The organism is Streptomyces sp. R-74717, assembly GCF_047305335.1.
GTDB classification, from domain to species: Bacteria; Actinomycetota; Actinomycetes; order Streptomycetales; family Streptomycetaceae; genus Streptomyces; species Streptomyces atratus.
The window spans coordinates 8,755,469-8,773,559 of the sequence record NZ_CP102361.1; the positions used below are offsets into that span (position 1 = coordinate 8,755,469).

General features: G+C 71.4%; 13 protein-coding genes and 1 pseudogene. 8 read left to right on the plus strand and 6 right to left on the minus strand.

Annotated elements, in window-relative coordinates:
* Positions 1 to 14 precede the first annotated feature (14 nt).
* From NRF20_RS39530 to NRF20_RS39555, 6 genes and pseudogenes are all read left to right on the plus strand, one after another.
* Positions 15 to 1,796, plus strand: a pseudogene (locus tag NRF20_RS39530) (aminotransferase class I/II-fold pyridoxal phosphate-dependent enzyme); the annotation flags it as partial.
* A 193-nt stretch (positions 1,797 to 1,989) separates the two neighbouring features.
* On the plus strand, positions 1,990 to 3,087 hold the full coding sequence (gene dpgA, locus NRF20_RS39535; protein WP_413754659.1) for a 3,5-dihydroxyphenylacetyl-CoA synthase DpgA: 1,098 nt from the start codon (positions 1,990 to 1,992) through the stop codon (positions 3,085 to 3,087).
* A gap of 17 nt (positions 3,088 to 3,104) precedes the next feature.
* Entirely contained in the window at positions 3,105 to 3,767 is a 663-nt protein-coding gene (gene dpgB / locus NRF20_RS39540) for an enoyl-CoA-hydratase DpgB (protein WP_398631667.1), read from the plus strand.
* Complete coding sequence (gene dpgC / locus NRF20_RS39545; protein WP_413754122.1) at positions 3,767 to 5,155, plus strand: (3,5-dihydroxyphenyl)acetyl-CoA 1,2-dioxygenase DpgC; 1,389 nt, start codon at positions 3,767 to 3,769, stop codon at positions 5,153 to 5,155. The genes dpgB and dpgC overlap by 1 nt, the downstream gene beginning before the upstream one ends.
* On the plus strand, positions 5,152 to 5,994 hold the full coding sequence (dpgD, locus tag NRF20_RS39550; RefSeq protein WP_413754123.1) for an enoyl-CoA-hydratase DpgD: 843 nt from the start codon (positions 5,152 to 5,154) through the stop codon (positions 5,992 to 5,994). The genes dpgC and dpgD overlap by 4 nt, the downstream gene beginning before the upstream one ends.
* 186 nt (positions 5,995 to 6,180) lie before the next feature.
* On the plus strand, positions 6,181 to 7,035 hold the full coding sequence (locus NRF20_RS39555; protein ID WP_413754124.1) for an alpha/beta fold hydrolase: 855 nt from the start codon (positions 6,181 to 6,183) through the stop codon (positions 7,033 to 7,035).
* A 25-nt stretch (positions 7,036 to 7,060) separates the two neighbouring features.
* Here NRF20_RS39555 and NRF20_RS39560 read toward each other — a convergent pair whose 3' ends face one another.
* The 4 genes from NRF20_RS39560 to NRF20_RS39575 all read right to left on the minus strand — a co-directional run bounded on the left by NRF20_RS39560 (position 7,061) and on the right by NRF20_RS39575 (position 13,228).
* A complete protein-coding gene (locus NRF20_RS39560; protein ID WP_398631671.1) occupies positions 7,061 to 7,930 on the minus strand; it encodes a glycosyltransferase family 2 protein in 870 nt (289 codons plus the stop codon).
* 476 nt (positions 7,931 to 8,406) lie between these two features.
* The gene (locus NRF20_RS39565) at positions 8,407 to 9,651 is read right to left on the minus strand and encodes a hypothetical protein (RefSeq protein WP_413754125.1); all 1,245 of its coding nucleotides are present in this window, start codon (positions 9,649 to 9,651) and stop codon (positions 8,407 to 8,409) included.
* Between the two features lie 449 nt (positions 9,652 to 10,100).
* Positions 10,101 to 10,697: a hypothetical protein gene (locus NRF20_RS39570; protein ID WP_398631673.1), complete on the minus strand. Its 597-nt coding sequence runs from the start codon at positions 10,695 to 10,697 to the stop codon at positions 10,101 to 10,103.
* 320 nt (positions 10,698 to 11,017) lie between these two features.
* Positions 11,018 to 13,228, minus strand: a complete 2,211-nt coding sequence (locus tag NRF20_RS39575; RefSeq protein WP_413754660.1) for a HelD family protein — start codon at positions 13,226 to 13,228, stop codon at positions 11,018 to 11,020.
* Between the two features lie 537 nt (positions 13,229 to 13,765).
* Here NRF20_RS39575 and NRF20_RS39580 point away from each other — a divergent pair.
* Positions 13,766 to 14,878 carry a winged helix DNA-binding domain-containing protein gene (locus tag NRF20_RS39580; RefSeq protein ID WP_413754126.1) on the plus strand — a complete coding sequence of 371 codons (1,113 nt, stop codon included), beginning with the start codon at positions 13,766 to 13,768 and terminating at the stop codon, positions 14,876 to 14,878.
* 282 nt (positions 14,879 to 15,160) lie between these two features.
* Here NRF20_RS39580 and NRF20_RS39585 read toward each other — a convergent pair whose 3' ends face one another.
* Together NRF20_RS39585 and NRF20_RS39590 are read right to left on the minus strand one after the other, a co-directional pair.
* Positions 15,161 to 15,394 (minus strand): hypothetical protein, encoded by a 234-nt coding sequence (locus tag NRF20_RS39585; protein WP_398631675.1) that lies wholly within the window; start codon positions 15,392 to 15,394, stop codon positions 15,161 to 15,163.
* Positions 15,391 to 16,374 (minus strand): LuxR family transcriptional regulator, encoded by a 984-nt coding sequence (locus NRF20_RS39590; protein ID WP_398631676.1) that lies wholly within the window; start codon positions 16,372 to 16,374, stop codon positions 15,391 to 15,393. The genes NRF20_RS39585 and NRF20_RS39590 overlap by 4 nt, the downstream gene beginning before the upstream one ends.
* 219 nt (positions 16,375 to 16,593) lie before the next feature.
* On the opposite strand from NRF20_RS39590, the gene NRF20_RS39595 reads away from it, so the two are divergent.
* A complete protein-coding gene (locus NRF20_RS39595) occupies positions 16,594 to 18,006 on the plus strand; it encodes an aminopeptidase P family protein (RefSeq protein ID WP_398631677.1) in 1,413 nt (470 codons plus the stop codon).
* Positions 18,007 to 18,091: the final 85 nt, after the last annotated feature.

The window sequence follows — 18,091 nt, forward strand, 5'->3', positions numbered from 1 at the left end:
CCGCCCCTCTCGCCGACTGCGCCGACGTGGAGCGGCTGCGGGCCATGTCCACGCTGCCTCTGCTCGTCGCGGGCGTCCGCACGGCCGGCGACGCCTCCCGCGCGTTCGACAGCGGGGCCGACGGCCTCGTCACCGACTCGCTGGACGCGCTGCCCGAGCTGGCCGCGGTCGCGGGCGGCCACCGGCCCGTGCTGCTCGGCGGCGGCATCCACCGGGGCGCCGACGTGCTGGTCTCCCTGGCCTCGGGAGCCGACGCGGTCCTCGTGGGACGGCTGGTGCTGGAGGGACTGCTCGTCGACGGGGAGGCGGGCGTCAGGGAAGTACTCGGCGCTCTGGTGCGCGAACTGGAGGAGGCGATGACCTTCACCGGAACCGCCTCGATCGCCGAGGCACACCCCGGCAGCCTCCGCACGCAGCACCGCGCGACGGCCCCCGTACGCCCACCGGCCCCCGAACGCCCGGCCCCCGTACGCCCGACGGGCACCTCGCCCGGTGCCGGGCAGCCCCTGCGCAAGGACGACCTTCACCCCAGCCTGTCCGATCCCGTCCTGGACACGATGACCTTCCTCAACGAGGTCACCCACCGCTACCCGGACGCGGTCTCCTTCGCGCCCGGCCGGCCCTACGACGGGTTCTTCGACACCCAGCACATCTTCACGTACCTCCGCCGCTACCTGGACCACCTGGCCGAGCGGGGACACACGGAGCAGGACATCCGCACCGCCATGTACCAGTACGGCCCCACCGCCGGCCAGATCCGGGAGATCGTCGCCGACTCGCTGCGCAAGGATGAGGGCATCGACGTCCCGGCCGAGTCGATCGTGATCACGGTCGGCGCGCAGGAGGCCATGCTGCTGGTGGTACGGGCCCTCACCGCCGGCCCCGACGACGTGCTCCTCGCGGCGAGCCCCTGCTATGTCGGGATCACGGGCGTGGCACGACTGCTGGGCGTACCGGTCACGGCCGTGGACGAGCGGGAGGACGGGTTCTCCTGCAGTGATCTGGAGGCCGCGATCGCGCGCGAGCGCGCCCGCGGACGGCGTCCCCGCGCCCTCTACGTGATCCCCGATCACTCCAACCCGTCGGGCACCACGTTGGACGCGCCAACCCGCGCCGCGCTGCTGGAGACGGCGGAGCGGCACGGCATCCTCCTCATCGAGGACAGTCCCTACCGCAGGGTCAGCCCCGGTACGCCGCTGCCGACGCTCAAGTCCCTGGACCGTTCGCGCAGCGTCGTCCACCTGGGCTCGTTCGCCAAGACCGTCTTCCCGGGCGCCCGCGTCGGCTTCGCGGTCGCCGACCAGCAGGTGGTCGACGACGCGGGCCGCACCGGTCTCCTGGCCGGCGAACTCGCCAAGATCAAGAGCATGGTGACGGTCAACACCTCGTCCCTGAGCCAGGCCGCGGTGGCCGGCGCCCTGCTCGCCGGCGACGGCCGGATCTCCGTCCTGAACGCCGAACCGGCGGCCTACTACGGCCATGCCATGCAGACCACGCTGCGCAGTCTGGAGGCTAGTCTGCCGGCAGCCCGGCGTACTGCCCTGGGCGTGCGCTGGAACGAACCGACCGGAGGCTTCTTCCTCACGGTCCACGTCCCCTTCCGGGCGGACAATGCCGCTCTGACCCGGTCGGCCGAGGAATTCGGCGTCATCTGGACGCCGATGAACTACTTCTATCCGCAGGGCGGCGGGCATCGGGCCCTCCGTCTTTCCACCAGTTATCTGACGACGGCCGACATCGAAGAGGGCACCGCGCGGCTCGCGCGGTTCATCGAGGCGCAGACCTCGGCGTCGTGAATCACCGCCCCGGTGTCCGGGGCCGTCGTATGCCGAAATCTCTCGGAAAGGCGAAGCACGTGATCGGGAACAGCAATGCACGGCGACCGCGGACCAAGCCGCGTATGTGGGGGTGGACTTTTCGATGACCATCAATCTGGAGCGTCCGGAAGGACTGGCGGCAACCGCTCTGGCGGACGCCGTCCCGCGGCCCATGGTCCTGACCGGTGACGGCGCCCTGAAGACGCCGTACCGGCCGCGGATCGTCGGGGTGGGGACCGCGGCGTCGGCCACCACCTACTCCCAGCAGGAGGTGCTCGACGCCTTCGGCATCGCCGATCCGAAGATCCGGTCCGTGTTCGCCAACAGCGCCATCGACCGGCGCCACCTGACCCTGCCGGAACCGGACGCCGACGGTGTACGCGCCCCCGAGGCGCAGGGCGACCTCCTCGACAAGCACAAGGCCATGGCGACGAAGATGGGCGCCGACGCACTGCGCGCCTGCCTCAAGAGGGCCGGCGCCGAACTCTCCGACCTGCGGCACCTGTGCTGCGTGTCGTCCACCGGCTTCCTCACGCCCGGCCTGAGCGCCCTGATGATTCGTGAGCTGGGCATCGACCGGCACTGCAGCCGCAGCGACATCGTCGGCATGGGCTGCAACGCGGGGCTTAACGCGCTGAACGTCGTGGCCGGCTGGTCCGCCGCCCACCCGGGCGAACTCGCCGTCGTCCTGTGCACCGAGGCGTGTTCCGCGGCGTACGCCATGGACTCCTCGATGCGGACCGCGGTCGTCAACAGCCTCTTCGGTGACGGCGCCGGGGCGATCGCCCTGATGTCCGGACCCGGCGACGAGGCGTCCGGCACGGCCGAGGGGCCGACCCTCCTGAAGTTCGCCAGCTGCATCATTCCCGACGCGATCGGCGCGATGCGCTACGACTGGGACCGCGACCTGGACCGGTTCAGCTTCTACCTCGACCCCCAGATCCCCTACGTCGTCGGCGCCCACGCCGAGATCGTGGTCGACCGCCTGCTCGGGGACACGGGCCTGCGCCGCAGCGACATCCGCCACTGGCTCGTGCACTCCGGCGGCAAGAAGGTGATCGACGCGGTGGTCGTCAACCTCGGACTGACCCGCCACGACCTGCGGCACACCGTCGGCGTCCTGCGGGACTACGGCAACGTGTCCAGCGGATCGTTCCTTTTCTCGTACGAAAGGCTCCTCGACGAGCAGGTGACCGCTCCCGGCGACTACGGGGTGCTCATGACCATGGGGCCGGGGTCCACGCTCGAGACGGCGCTGGTCCAGTGGTGAAGACAGGAGAGAGCGCAGTGAGCGACGCGAGTGGTGTGTGGGCACTGACCATCGACGGATCCCGGCCGCTGTCGACCGGCACCGTCAAGGACGTCACCATCCTGTGTGACGAGGTGGAGGACCGGGGCGGGGCCGTGACCCTGCGCGTCACCGGCGCACCCGCACCGGGCTGGACCGACGAGCTGGACGTCTCCCTCGTCACCAAGTGGGAACGGGTGCTGCGCCGGCTCGAACGGCTGCCCGCCGTGACGGCCGCGGTCGCGAGCGGAGACTGCGGTGGAGCGGCCCTCGACGCCTTCCTCACCGCCGACATCCGGATCGCGACACGCGGCAGCCGGCTGCTCCTGCCCTTCGACGGGGAGGCCACCTGGCCCGGCATGGCCGTGTTCCGGCTCGCCCGCCTGGCCGGTGCCGCGCGCGCCCGCCGTGCCGTCCTGTTCGGGCACCCGATCCAGGCGCCCGAAGCGCTGATGCTGGGCATAGCCGACGAGCTGACCGAGGCGCCCGAGGCCGCGGCGGCCGCCGCCGTGCAGCGCTGCGAGGGCCTGTCGGGCAAAGAGCTCGCCCTGCGGCGCCAACTCCTCCTCGACGCGACGACCACCAGTTTCGAGGACGCCCTCGGCCCGCACCTGGCGGCCTGCGACCGCGCTCTGCGGCGCACCGTCGAGGAGGCCGCCTGATGCCGCGGCCCGGCCATGGACTCCCCGGTGCGGACGCCTCCGGTCCGCACCGGGGCACGGAGCGAGGCACGGGCGGCCGCACGACGGCCGTCCGGCTGGAGCAGCAGAGCGCGCGCGAGGAGTGGTCGGCGCTGACGGAGGCCGCCGAGCACGTGGACAAGACGCTGGCGTCGCTGCCGGAACCGACGCGGCGCACCCCCGAACAGCGGGACCTGGCCGAGGCGGTGAAGAACCGGGCCCGCGCCGCGCGGACGCGGTTCCTGGACGCGCACGGCGACGCCGTGTACGACCGGGTCACCGAAGGGCGTACCCGCGCTCTGCGGATCGACGAACTGGTCGAGGCCGCGGCCGCCGCGTTCCCCGGCCTGGTGCCCGACGCCGGCCGGCTCGCGCAGGAGCGGAGCCGCCCGCAGGCCGACAAGGAAGGCCACGAGATCGACCAGGGCATCTTCCTGCGGGCCGTCCTGCGGTCGCCGTCGGCGGGTCCGCACCTCCTGGACGCGATGCTGAAGCCGACGGCCCGGGCGCGGCTGCTGCTGCCGGAGTTCCAGCGGACCGGCGTCGTGGAGATGGACGCCGTACGGCTGGAACGCCGCGACGGCGTCGCACGGCTGACGATGTGCCGGCACGACCGGCTCAACGCCGAGGACAACCAGCAGGTCGACGACATGGAGACGGCCGTCGACCTCGCCCTCCTCGATCCGGCCGTCCGGGTCGGACTGCTCCGCGGCGGGGGGATGAGCCATCCCCGCTACCGCGGCAAGCGGGTGTTCAGCGCGGGCATCAACCTCAAGAACCTGAGCTCCGGTGACATCTCCCTGGTCGACTTCCTGCTGCGCCGCGAACTCGGCTACATCCACAAGCTCGTGCGGGGCCTGCTCGTCGAGGACCCGGACCGGTGGCACTCGCCGTACACGGAGAAGCCGTGGGTGGCCGCCGTCGACGGCTTCGCGATCGGCGGCGGAGCCCAGCTGCTGCTGGTGTTCGACCACGTCCTCGCCGCGTCCGACGCCTACCTCAGCCTCCCGGCCGCCAGGGAGGGGATCATCCCCGGCGTGGCCAACTTCCGCTTCAGCCGGTACGTCGGGCCCCGGCTGTCCCGCCAGGTGATCCTGGAGGGGCGCCGGATCTGGGCGTCGGAGCCGCAGGCGCGGCTGCTGGTGGACGAGGTCGTGGAGCCGCAGGAACTGGACGCCGCCGTCGAACGGAGCCTGGAGCGCCTCGACGGCGAGGCGGTGCTCGCCAACCGGCGGATGCTCAACCTCGCCGAGGAGCCCGCCGACGCGTTCCGCGCGTACATGGCGGAGTTCGCCCTCCAGCAGGCGCTGCGGCTGTACGGGGAGGACGTCATCCACAAGGTCGGCAGGTTCGCGGCGAGGTCGTCGTGAGCGAGGAGCGGGTGAGCGGCGCGGGCGGCGCGAGCGGCACGGACGACCGCGCCCGGGTGCGCTACGAGAAGAAGGACCACATCGCCCGCGTCACCCTCGACCGCCCCGAGGTGCTGAACGCGATGGACCTGCGCACGCACGAGGAGCTCGCCGCCGTCTGGGACGACGTGGAGGCCGACGACGACATTCGCGTCGCGGTGCTGACCGGCGCGGGCGACCGGGCCTTCTCGGTCGGACAGGATCTGAAGGAACGCGCGCGCCTCGACGGCGCGGGGGTTCCTCGGACGACGTTCGGCAGCCGGGGCCTGCCGGGCTGGCCCCGGCTCACCGAGCGGTTCACCCTGTCCAAACCGGTGGTGGCGCGGGTCAACGGCCACGCCCTCGGCGGCGGCTTCGAGCTGGCGCTCGCCTGCGACCTCGTCATCGCCTCGCACGACGCGGTGTTCGCCCTGCCGGAGGCCCGGCTCGGGCTGATCCCGGGTGCGGGCGGTGCCTTCCGGCTCGCCCGTCAGCTGCCCCTGAAAACGGCCATGGGGCATCTGCTCACCGGGCGCCCGATCGACGCGGCGACGGCGCTGCACTTCGGGCTGGTCAACGAGGTCGCCGGTGAAGGGGACCTGGACCGCCGGGTCGACGCCTGGACGGACGACCTGATCCGCAGCGCGCCGCTGTCGGTGCGGGCCATCAAGGAGGCCGTGATGCGCTCGCTCGACCAGCCGCTGGAGGAGGCGTTCGCCACGAGGTACGTGTGGGAGGAGCGGCGCATGCACAGCCGGGACGCCGTGGAGGGCCCCCGGGCCTTCGCGGAGAAACGTGATCCCGTGTGGACCGGCCGGTGAGGTGAGGCGGCGCAGATGATCCGGGAGAGGCGACCGGGGCCCGCCGACGAGGAGAACCCGTCGGCGGGCCCGGCCCCCTGCCGCCGGTTTCCGACCGCGCGCACCGGCCGGTCGGACGGGAACGGCGCGACGGCTCGCCCCGTCCGCCAGGACTGCCGCGCACAGGGGCGGCGGAAGGACAAGCCGATGCCGATAGCGCGCATCAACGGAATAGACCTCAGCTACGACACCTACGACGCCCACGGCACCAAGGACGCCTACGACGGCTACGACATGCGTGGCTCCGGCGGACCGGGGGAGCCCGTCGTGATGATCGCCGGCACTGGTGGCCCGGGACGGGTCTGGCGGACGCACCAGGTGCCCGCCCTCAGGGCGGCGGGCCATCGGGTGATCACGCTCGACAACCGGGGCATCCCGCCGACCGGGCCGTCCCCCGGCGGAATCACGCTCGCCGACATGGCCGCGGACGTCGCCGGCCTGATCGAACACCTGGGCGCGGGGCCCTGCCGGGTGGTGGGCCACTCACTGGGTGGTCTCATCGCGCAGGAACTCCTCCTCGCCCGGCCCGAACTCGTCAGCCGGGCCGTGCTGATGGCCAGCTGCGGGCGGGCGGACGCGCTGATCACCGCCATGTCGGCCGCCGACATCGAGCTGGCCGACAGCGGCGTCAAGCTCCCGCCCGCCGTGTCCGCGTACCGGCACGCCCTGCAGAACCTCTCACCACGGACGCTCAACGACGAGGACAGACTGCGGGACTGGCTCGGCATCTTCGAGCTCTCGGCGCCCGACCCGTCGACGGTCCGCGCGCAACTCGGCCTCGAAGTCGTCCCGAACCGCCTGCCGCACTACCGGCGGATCACCCGTCCCTGCCTCGTCATCGGCTTCCAGGACGACCTGGTCGTCCGCCCGCACCTGACACGTGAACTCGCCGCGGCCATACCGGGAGCCGCGTACACCGAGATCCCCGGCTGCGGCCACTACGGCTACCTGGAACGGCCCGACGCCGTGAACGAGGCGGTCGTCGGATTCCTCGGCGGGTGAGGTGGTGCCGGCGGCCCGGCAGGGCTCAGCTCCACCGGGATTCCGGGGGAGGGTCATGGGGGAGGGGGCCCTGGGGGCTCTCCTGCCTGCACCACGTCTCGGTGACGGAGTCGTACCGCACCAGCCCGAGACGGGCGAACTCGCGCAGCCAGCCCTCCATCGGCCAGGTGCCCCAGCGGTCCCGGAAGACGGCCCCGTTGCGGAGGATGTCGTCCAGATGCTCGACGGGCGGGCGGCTCACCGCGTGGTGCTGGTGGTAGGCGGGTGCGCCCCCGATCCACCACAGGTCCACGCCCTTCGCCGCCGCCGTCCGGCCGAAGTCGGTGTCCTCACCGCCGTAGCCGGTGTATCTCTCGCAGAAGCCGCCGACGCGCCGCCAGGTGGCCGCGGTCACCGCGAACGACAGCGACCAGAACAGCGTGTGGTCACCGCCGGTCAGCACCTCGTCGTCTCGGGGGACGGGCCGGGCGGGGTGCGGGGGAGCGAGTCGAGGCAGGTCGACGAGCCGGTATCCGCCGGGTGGCGGCGGAGGGAGGTAGGCGACGGTTCCGCAGAGCAGGGCTCCGTCCTCGGCGGTCCCGGCACAACGGTCGAGCAGGGTGCTGCAGGGGACGCAGTTCACGTCCAGGAAGACCAGCAGGTCCGCTCCGGCGTCCAGGGCGTGCCGGGCACCGGCGTTGCGGGCCGCGGCCAGCGGCAGCCGGCCCGCGTCGCGGCCCGTGTGAATGACGTCGGCCCCAGGGTTCCGGTCCCGGAGCACTTCGGGGACGCCGGGGTCGTCGAGAGCGACGACGACGTACCGGTCCGGTGGGAGGGCGGAGGCGGCCAACCCGCGTTGCTGGAGGGCGAGGTGACGGTGACGTCCGGCCACCACGGTGATCACGGCGACGGCCACGCGGCGCCTCCCGGCTCCGGGACCGCGGCCGCCAGCTCGTCGAGCAGCCGGGCGGCCCGGACGGCTCCGTCGCCGGCGGTGACGTCCAGGCCACGAGGCCCGGCTCGGTGATGTGCTGCTCGTCGATACGCATGCCCCCGATGACGACGCGGCGCGGTGGCCCGGTTCGTCGGCTGCCCCGCGACCGCCCGGACGGGTGACAGCCGTAGTCGTGCTGCTCTTTGCAGGTCGCGGGGCGCCACCGGGCTCGTAGGCAGGGAAGGTGCAGCCCGCGGTCTGTGACAGGACGACCTGGGCTGCTGCCCCTCACACCGGGGCCCGTGCCACCCCAGAGGGTGCGGGCCCCGGCGACACCAGGCACAGGGAGCCGACGGTGGTGCCAGGCCCGAAGCCCGCACCCTTCCCTGGCTGACAGGTGCTGCGCCCTCCGGTTGAGCCGATGCTGGCCCAGCAGCGGCGTGGCCGATTGTGGGCATTCAACGGGTGGCGTCGAACTGGCGCACCACCTGGGGCAAGGCATTGAGGACCGTCGTGGAGTGATCGAAATCGCCGATGTCAGTGAGCTGTTGGTCGGCGCTGTTGGCGGCCAGCTGGCTTTGGCAATGCAGGGAGTTCGCAAAGGCGACGTCCTTGTCGCCCCTGGCGTGAAAGAGGTGTACCGCGACTTCGGGCCGCCAGTCGCAGGTGGTGTCCAGGGCCTTCAGTTTCCGTCGCAGCTCTCCCGTGGGGTTGCGCACCTTCTGGAGGAACTCTTCGGTGAACAGTTCCTTCGAGGTCGTCGGCAGCGCGGCCGCAATCTCCGACGCCTCGTGGTCGCCGTCGAACAGTGACTCCACCGTCTTGTCGTACGGGGCGCGGAACGCCTGGCCCGGCGTGTCGTACAGGCCGTACATCCGGTGCCACGCGGTCGCGAAATAGGCGAGGTAGAGCGATGACCGGGCGACCTTGTCGTCCGCCGCGGCAGCCTCGAAACGACTCAGATTGAACGGGCCGGCAATCGGGGCGAGAGCGCCCGGGCGGAAGTACGGATCGATGTTCTGTTGCAGGGCTCGCCCGACCATCATCGTGGCGGGTCCGCCCTGGGAGAACCCGCTGATGAGGACGCGCTGGTCCAGGTCGTGGCCGTCCCGGCGGGCGAACGTACGAGCTGCCCGTAATGCATCCACCGAGGCGCTGACGGTTGCCTCCGGGTTCCCGTACGGATGGAATCCGGGGCCCTTGCCCAGGCCGAGGTAGTCCGGGGCGGACACCGCGCGACCGGTCGAGGCGAACAGCAACGCCGTGGCCCGGTCGGTGGACTCGTCGTTCACCGAGGCCACCTCGCCTCGGTACACCTCGGTGCCGTGCAGCCAGGACACGACCTGAAGGTCGCGTTCGTCGTTCATCGGCATCGCGACCAGCTCGCTGGCCGTAGTGGGTCTGCCTGTGATGTCGACGGTGCGATACACGATCCTATGGGCCCGTACGCCGTAGCGGATCTGTGCCGTATCGATACCCGTCTTTGCCAGGCGGTCAGCGACCTCCTTGGCGTTCAGGTCCACCACAGGGGTCGACGAGACCACCGCTCCGCGTGCTGAGGGCTGCTGCTGATCGGCCAGGGCTGCAGGCGGGGAGGAGCCCTGAGGGGCGCCGCACCCTGTCGTCGCCAGTGCGGCTACGGCGCACACCAAGGTGAGCACACCGGACTTGACTGTGCTTCTACGGAGCCGAGAAATGTTCATGGCTGGACTCTGTCGTTCCCGGCACACTCGGCGCATTGGGACCAACACCCGCCTCGGCAGGGGGTTTTCCCTACGTTCCGCAAGAGCCAGGTCGCCTGGCACCTCCGCAGGGCAGCGAACTGCCACCTGCCACATGTGCTTCGACTGGATACCCAAGTCAGCGGCAGGCATGTCTCATTCGGACTGGTGGATTCCCGCGGATGCGACAAGGTCGTGAGACACAGCGCGTCAGCGCTGTCGGTAAGCTCTCGTGAAGCAAAGAGGACAGAGGGGACGCCGTGGCTGACGTCGAGTCGAGGCAGGGGGCCTACCTCGTCTCGGGGCCGCAGATTACCAATCCTGCCGACATCCTCGAACGCGTTCTCTCTCCGCGGCAGAGTACTCGTCCGCGCCCTGGGCGCCTTGAGTCTGAGGTAGCCGGTCGGTCACGACAGCGTGCCCGCGATGAACTATCCGACGGTCCGCGCACGCTTTGCGTCCCAGAAGCGGTAGACGGCCCAACTGGCACCAATTGCCAAGGTCGTCCAGATGACAGCCTCGGCCAGAACGGCTTCCCGCGTGAAAGCGAGGCCCGGCCGGGGTGGCAGTACGGTCATCTGTACGGCGCCACCCACGGGCACCGTTAGCCCGGCAAGCAGGCCGGTCACGCCAGGGCGCTCGATGGCCGCACCCACCGCACCCAGGACAGATCCGAACAGCACGCTCGCCGCCCACCACGTGAGCATCTCCGGCCAGTACCAGGCGAGCGGTTCGTCTCGGACCAACGCGTCCATCGGGTAGTACGCTGCCGTGGCCGCGATCAGTGCGAGCGTCGCGGCCACGGCGCCTCGCGTCCATGTCTTGGCCAGCCACCCCATCGCCACAGCGAGCGCGGCCCACGCCCAGCCGAGGCCCACGAGGAGGCTGAGCACCTTGGCGGTGCCGGCCCGGACAGTGCCCGCCAGTGGGGCGCCGAGTGTTGAGTACGGCGAGGAGAGCGCGTTGGTGAGCGAGGTGGCCGCACCGAACCCGGCCCCTATCGCGAGGCCGCACACCGTGATCTTCATTCCGTGAGCATACTCGGTATGTCGGTGGTGCCCCGGGCGAACCTCGTTGCCTCGGTCGCAGCCATCCGTCGCCGATTCCGGCGAGGACCCGCGCTAGCCGACAGCAGCTCACAACCCCTCGACCGACTGACGGGGGCGACCGGTTGCTCAGGATCGTCCTGGTGCCCTGCGGGCGACTCGGCATCGTCCCCTGGCACGCCGCGCGCTTTGGGCCGGCCCTCGCCGGCCGGCCCGGACACCCGCGGTGACGCGCCCAGGAGCGGGACCCTGAGCGGCGGCACCCACGGCCGGTGCCGTTCGAGTGCCGCGCCCGGGCGCCGTCAGCGCAGTGACTCGGGCAGCTTCTCCCGGTGGACGATGCCCAGGCGCTGCGTGGCGCGGGTCAGAGCCACGTACAGGTCGCTTGTCCCATACCTGGCGGGCTCCACGACCAGCACATGGTCGAATTCGAGCCCCTTCGCCTGCCGGGGGTCGAGCAGAACCACCGTGCGGGTCAGATCGGGTTCGGCACCGGCCCTGATTCCTTCCAGGGGAGCGGCGATCTCCTCGTGGAGCGCCCGCGGCGCGATCACCGCGAGGCGTCCCTCCTCGGGCATCAGCTCCGAGACCGCCTGCGCCACCGCCCCCGCCAGGTCCTCCCCGGCGTCCCGCGTCCACGGCAGCTCGCCGGTGGACCGCACCGAGTCGGGCGGCTCGAAGGAAGGGGCGTCGGCGCGTACGACCCTGGCGGCCAGCTCCATGATCTCGGTGGGCGTGCGGTAGTTGACCTTGAGCCTGACGTGCTCGAAACGGTCACCGACGTACGGCTCCAGGATCTTCTCCCACGAGCCGACGCCTGCCTCCTCGGAGGTCTGCGCGGGGTCGCCGACCAGGGTCAGCGAGCGGGTCGGCGAACGGCGCATCAGCAGCCGCCACGCCATCGGCGACAACTCCTGGGCCTCGTCGACGATGATGTGCCCGAACGCCCAGGAGCGGTCGGCGGCGGCCCGCTCGGCCGCGCTGCGGTGATCGGCCTCCTCCTGCCGCTCCGCCATCCGCTCGGCGTCGATGATGTCGTGGGCGGCCAGGACCTCGGACTCCTCATCCTCGAACTCGTACGTCTCCGAGCCCCTCGACAGCTCCAGAACGCCCTGCGCGTACGCGATCTGCTCCTGGCGCTCGGCCTCGGCGGCGGCCCGCTCGGCGCTGTCGTCGACCCCGAGGAGCTCCGCCGCCTCGTCGAGCAGCGGAACGTCGGCGGAGGTCCATTTTCCGCGGCCGGGTGCGCGCCGGATGGCTTCGGCGTCCTCGTCCGGTACGTACACGGGGCCGGCCAGGTAGTCGGTGAGAAACCCCTCCGGGGTGAGCGCGGGCCACAGCTCGTCGACGGCTGAGTGCACCGCCTTGCTGACGGCGACACCCTTGCCGAGCTGGGCGATGTCGTCGGGGCCGAGGAAATTGGGACCGCCGTACGGGTCGGCCCCGATGCGCTCCGTGAGCTGCGCGGTGAGGGCATCGATGATCCGGAACGCGAAGTGCGGGCGGGCGAGGTTGTGCGGCAGGCGGGTGTCGCGGGCCGCCTGGCGGGCCTCGTAGGCGATCTCCCAGTCGAGGAGGAGGTCCCCGTCGTCGTGCGGGATGACCATCGGGGCGCCGGGCTCGGGCAGCCGCTGCCGGTCGCACACGGCGAGCGCGAGCGCCTCCGCCATCGGTTCACCGCCCTTGACGGCGGCGGCACGGGGTGTGTCGATGCCGTCGGCATGGACCCCGGGGAAGAGTTCGGCCTGCGTGGCGAGCAGGACACCGGTCTCGCCGAGCGCGGGCAGCACCTCGCCGATGTAGCTCAGGAAGGCCGGGTTGGGGCCCACGATCAGGACGGCGCGCCTGGCGAGCAGCTCACGGTGCTCGTACAACAGGAAGGCCGCCCGGTGCAGGGCCACCGCCGTCTTGCCGGTACCGGGACCGCCCTCGACGACGAGCACACCCTGGTGCGGGGCGCGGATGATGCGGTCCTGCTCCGCCTGGATGGTGCGCACGATGTCGCCCATGCGGCCGGTGCGGGCGGAGTTCACGGCGGCGAGCAGCACCGCGTCGCCGCTCGGGTCCTCGAAACCGGTGCGTTCGCGGTCCCCGACGTCGAGGATCTCGTCGTGAAGCTCGGTGACGACGCGGCCCTTGGTGGTGATGTGTCTGCGCCGGCGCAGCCCCATCGGGGTGTGACCGGTGGCGAGATAGAAGGGGCGGGCGACCGGCGCACGCCAGTCGATCAGAAGGGGCGTATGCGCGGTGTCGCCCTCGCGGATTCCGATACGGCCGATATGGTGCGCGGTACCGCCGGAGAGATCGATGCGGCCGAAACACAGCGAGCCGTCCACCGCATTCAGCGCGGCCAGCAGGCCCGAGCGTTCGGCGACGAGCACGTCGCGTTCGAGACGGGCCTGCAGTCCGGTCCCGACCGGCGTCAGCGCGTCCTCGACGTGCTGTGCGGCGACTCCGCGCAGCACGTCGACACGGTCGTAGAGCCGGCCGATGAATTCCTGCTCCTTCTGCAGTTCGGCACTTTCCCGAGTTGACAAAATGGCTCCCTGCCGGATATGGTTTTCCTCAGTGGCCCCCGTTGTGGGGCCTTTTCTGTGGGTGCACAGAAACACTCAATATACCCGGGAAAATCCCCGGTCCGTAATTGCGGACCGGGGATTTCTTGTGCTGCGGGTGCTGCGGGCCCCCGCGTCGGGGCGACTCCTGCGAGAGGCTGCGCGCCTCGGCGCGTGGCTCGGTGGGGGGCTTGGCTTCCTCCTGGTTCCCCATCGGGTCCCGGCGCTTGGCCACAACGTCCTCACACCCGGGCCGTCACGCCCGCTGATCTGTCATGGCAAAGCTTCCGGCAGCCGTCTGCCAAGGCTCCATACATGCTTTACAGATCCGGCGCGAGCGGCTGGTCGAGAACGAGCTCGCCGAAGTGGCGATGGAAGCCCGGGCCTCGTACTGGAAGCGCTGTACTGCCTGCTGGAGGTCGCGGAGGCGTTGAGTGCGGCTGCTCAACGCCGATCGCAACTTGCCTGAGTTCCAAGGTTTTAGAGTGAGTCGGCATGTGGACAGTGGATGCGGAACAAGCCCGGCTGATGCGCGCTCGCGCGCAGGGCATCGGCGGCGGGCTGCGTGGCACCTCGGTGCCGGACGTAATGGAGCGGGCCTTCGCCGTGCAGGCGCAGGACGCGTCGGCCGCGGCGCTCGGGCTGAGGGCCCGGGCCGTCGACCTCTCGGCCGAGGCCGTGGACAGGGCGACGAACGTCGAACGGAGCGTCGTACGTGGCTGGTTCATGCGCGGCACGCTGTATCTGGTATCCGCAGCCGATCTGCACTGGCTGACCGTGCTGCTGGGCCCGGTCTTCCTGAAGCTCGGCGCCCGGCGTTACCGCGAGCTCGGCCTGGACGACGATGCCCTCGCCCGTGCCGAGCGCCTGATCACATCCGCGCTGGCCGCCGAGGGCCCGCTGACCCGCGCCGAGCTCGCCGAACGGCTGGCCGGGGCCGGACTGGACCCCCGCGGCCAGGTACCGTTCCACCTCGTCCGGCGCTGTGCGCTGTTGGGGCAGATCTGCCACGGCCCCACCAAGGACGACGGCGAGGCCACGTTCGTCCTGCTCGACGACTGGCTGCCGGCGGGCGGCGGGCCCGCCCTCGACGTGGAGTCGGCCGCCATCGAGCTGGCCCGCCGCTATCTGGCCGCCCACGCGCCCGCCGCCCTGGAGGACTTCACGACGTGGTCGGGGCTGCCTGCCGCGATGGCCCGAAGGGCCTGGCGGACGCTTGAGGACGCCGGGGATTTTGTGGCGTGCGAGGTGGCGGGACAGCGCTGCGCACTGCCCGCGGAGCGCATCGCGGAGACCGCTGAACCGGCGCTGGACGTGCGGCTGCTGCCGGCATACGACAATTACCTGGTCGGCTATCGGACCCGCGCGCTCTCCGTGGCCGTGCCTCACGAGCGGCAGGTCTGGCCCGGCGGCGGGCAGATCCGGCCGACGGTGACGGTGGACGGCCTGGCCTGCGCGACCTGGAGCAAGCGGAACCGGGGCAGGGCCGTGGCCCTCACCCCCTTCGGAGAGCTGACGGACGACGTGCTCGCGGCCATCGCCGCCGAGGAGGCGGACATCGCCCGGTTCCTCGGGACGGGACCGGCGGGGCCGGCCGGGAGCTCATGACCACCGGCTGACCGAGCGGGGCCGGCTCCCCGGCTGACGTCGTGCCCTGTCCTTGGCGATGGCGCGCTGCCCGGACAACCGAGGAGCGATCAGGATGACCCAGCTGCAGGACCCCGGTTCGCCACGTTCTCCGCAACGCCGGGCACTGCACGGCGAACTCGCCCGGCGCCGCGCGACACCGGCCAGGATCACCCGCAGGACGGACAGCGGGCCGGTTCCCGCCTCGTACGCCCACACCCCGGCTCCGGTTGGTCAGCCAGTTTTGGAGCAAGGTGCCTCGGCCTACCATGTGCCGCTGCCCGTCCACTTGCGCTGCCGGCTGGACACCGGGGCGCCGGCCGACAGCCTGAGCGGTATCGTCCGGCGGCACGAGGCGCTGCGCACGACGTTCCGCGAGGACGACGGCTGTGGGTTGGCCGGGTCGACGCGGTCCGCCATGTGGCGGCAGTCCTCGGCGCCACCGGCCGGCACGTTCGAGCTGCTCGCCTTGGTTTCGTCCGGCAGTGTGCGGGTCACAACCATCCGCAGCGCTGTGCCTGCAAGGCCATCTGGAAGCGGTTCGCGGCGCCCAGCTGGGCCATCAGGATCTGCAGGCGGCGGAACAGCGTGCGGCGGCTGATTCCCATCTCGCGGGCGATGATGTCGTCGCTCGCGCCGCCCGCGAGGAGCCACAGCAGGCGGCGGTCGGCGGGCGGCAGGCCGCCTGGGCGGGTGGTGCGGCCGTGGAACGGCAAGGCATTCTGCCAGGACTGCTCGAACAGTGCCACGAGCGCGGAGAGCAGGCCGCACGGCTGCACGACCAGCATGGTGTTGTGCACGTCGGCCTCCTTGATCGACAACGACACGAGCGCGTACGCCTCGTCGATGATCACCAGTTTGACCGGCACCGACGGCAGTACCCTGGCCTGTTCGCCGGCCCTGATGCACGGTTCGATGACGTTCTTCAGGTGGCCCGGATGCTCCAGCGACTCCCGCGAGTACACGACGCGTTGGGTCACACCGCGGGCGAGCGTGGCCAGCGCGTCGTCCGTGGCCCCCGACAACGGGAAGTACGGTGGTGACTCGAACTGCCGGATCTGATCGCGGGCGCTCGCCCAGGCGTGACGAATCCTGGGGCCGATGGCGTCGCCGGTGACGACCTCGACGAGATTGTCGTTGTACGCGGCGAGCCGCTGTCGCCGGAACGACTCGAACGCGCCCCCGACGGTGATGCGCGATTCCTCGACCTCGGCCGCCCGATGCCGGGCGAGGATCTCCAGGCCCGCGGTGGGCGGAACCGGGGCCACCACGTCCCCGCCCTCCTCGGCGGCACTGGCCAGACCGGCGTCGACCAGTGCGCCGTACGCCGTGGCGAGTTCCGCACCGCCCAGACCGGCCGCGGTTCCGATGGCACTCAGCGGAGCGGGGGCCAGCTCCAGCAGCGCCAGATAGACCTGACCCGCCGCGTGATCGATTCCCAGAAGCCGAAGGGCCTCGCCGAGTTTCGCGTTCGTCATACGCCGCATTATCGACGGCTCCTGCCGGGGGGCTGTGGCCGATCTGTGCCAGTGGCAGTCTTCGGCACCAAGCGCGCGCGGTGCGGGATACCGTCCGGGAGCCGCCATCGACCGGCGGCAGCGAGGGCGCCCCGGCCGCACCGGGAGGGAGCTCGGCCTGTCCGTGGGCCCCCTCTGCCCCTCGCCGCTGAGGAACCCACCCAGAAGAAGGTGTATGACGTGGCGAAAGGCCGAAAGAACGGTCTCTACTCAGGGATCTCCGAGGAACTGTCCGCTCTGATGCGGACAGGGTGGGCGGACACCGAGCGGCGCGACCTCCGGCTCGGCGAGCAGGCTCCGTACGCGGCCCGCCGCCGCGCCGCGCTCTCCGCGCGCTTCCCCGGCGAACGCCTCGTTATCCCCGCGGGGAATCTCAAGGTCCGTTCGAACGACGACACCTACCCGTTCCGCCCGTACTCGGGCTACGTGCACATGGCCGGAGACCAGGCCCGGGACGGCGCGCTCGTCCTCGAACCCCGTGCGGACGGCGGCCATGACGCCTACTGCTACCAGCTGCCGCGGGACAGCAGGGACAACGACGAGTTCTGGACCGGCGCCACGGCGGAGCTGTGGATGGGCCGGCGCCGCTCCCTCGCCGAGTCGGAGCTCGTGCTCGGCCTGTCCTGCCGCGACGTCCGCACGGCGGCCCGTGACCTGGCCGCCGCCTCCGGTGCGCCGACCCGGATCGTCCGGGGCCTCGACCCGTCCCTGGAGGCCGCCGTAGCCACCGACGAGGAGCGCGACGCCGAACTGGAGGAGGCACTCAGTGATCTCCGCCTCGTCAAGGACGACTGGGAGATCGCCGAGCTCCGCGAGGCCGTGGACTCCACCGTGCGTGGATTCACCGATGTGATCGGTGAGCTCTCCCGGGCGATCGCGTCGTCCGAGCGGTGGATCGAGGGCACGTTCTTCCGCCGCGCACGCCTCGAGGGCAACTCTGTCGGCTACGGCTCGATCTGCGCTGCGGGCGAGCACGCCACGATCATGCACTGGACGGACAACGACGGTCCGGTGCGCCCGGGGGACCTGCTCCTGCTCGACGCCGGCGTGGAGACGCACACCCTCTACACCGCCGACGTCACGCGCACGCTTCCGATCAGCGGAACCTTCACTCCTCTGCAGCGCAAGGTCTACGACGCGGTGTACGAGGCCCAGGAGGCCGGCATGGCCGCCGTCAAGCCCGGCGCCGCGTACCGCGACTTCCACGAGGCGTCCCAGCGCCACCTGGCGGCCCGGCTGGTCGAGTGGGGCTTCATCGAAGGCCCGGCCGACCGTGCGTACGAACTCGGCCTCCAACGCCGCTTCACCATGGCGGGCACCGGGCACATGCTCGGTCTGGACGTCCATGACTGCGCGCAGGCCCGGCACGAGGAGTACGTCGACGGCGTGCTGGAGCCGGGCATGGTGCTCACCGTCGAGCCCGGCCTGTACTTCCAGCCGGACGATCTCACCGTGCCCGAGGAGTGGCGCGGCATCGGCGTCCGGATCGAGGACGACCTGGTCGTCACCGACGACGGTCACGAGAACCTGTCGGCGGGCCTGCCGCGGTCGGCGGACGACGTCGAGGCGTGGATGGCCCGGTTCGCGGGTTGAGCGCGTCGTAGAAGGGGCCCGGTGCCGGATCGAACGGGTGCCGACCGGCGACGCCCGGGCCTGCCGCAGGGGCCCCGCCCGGAAA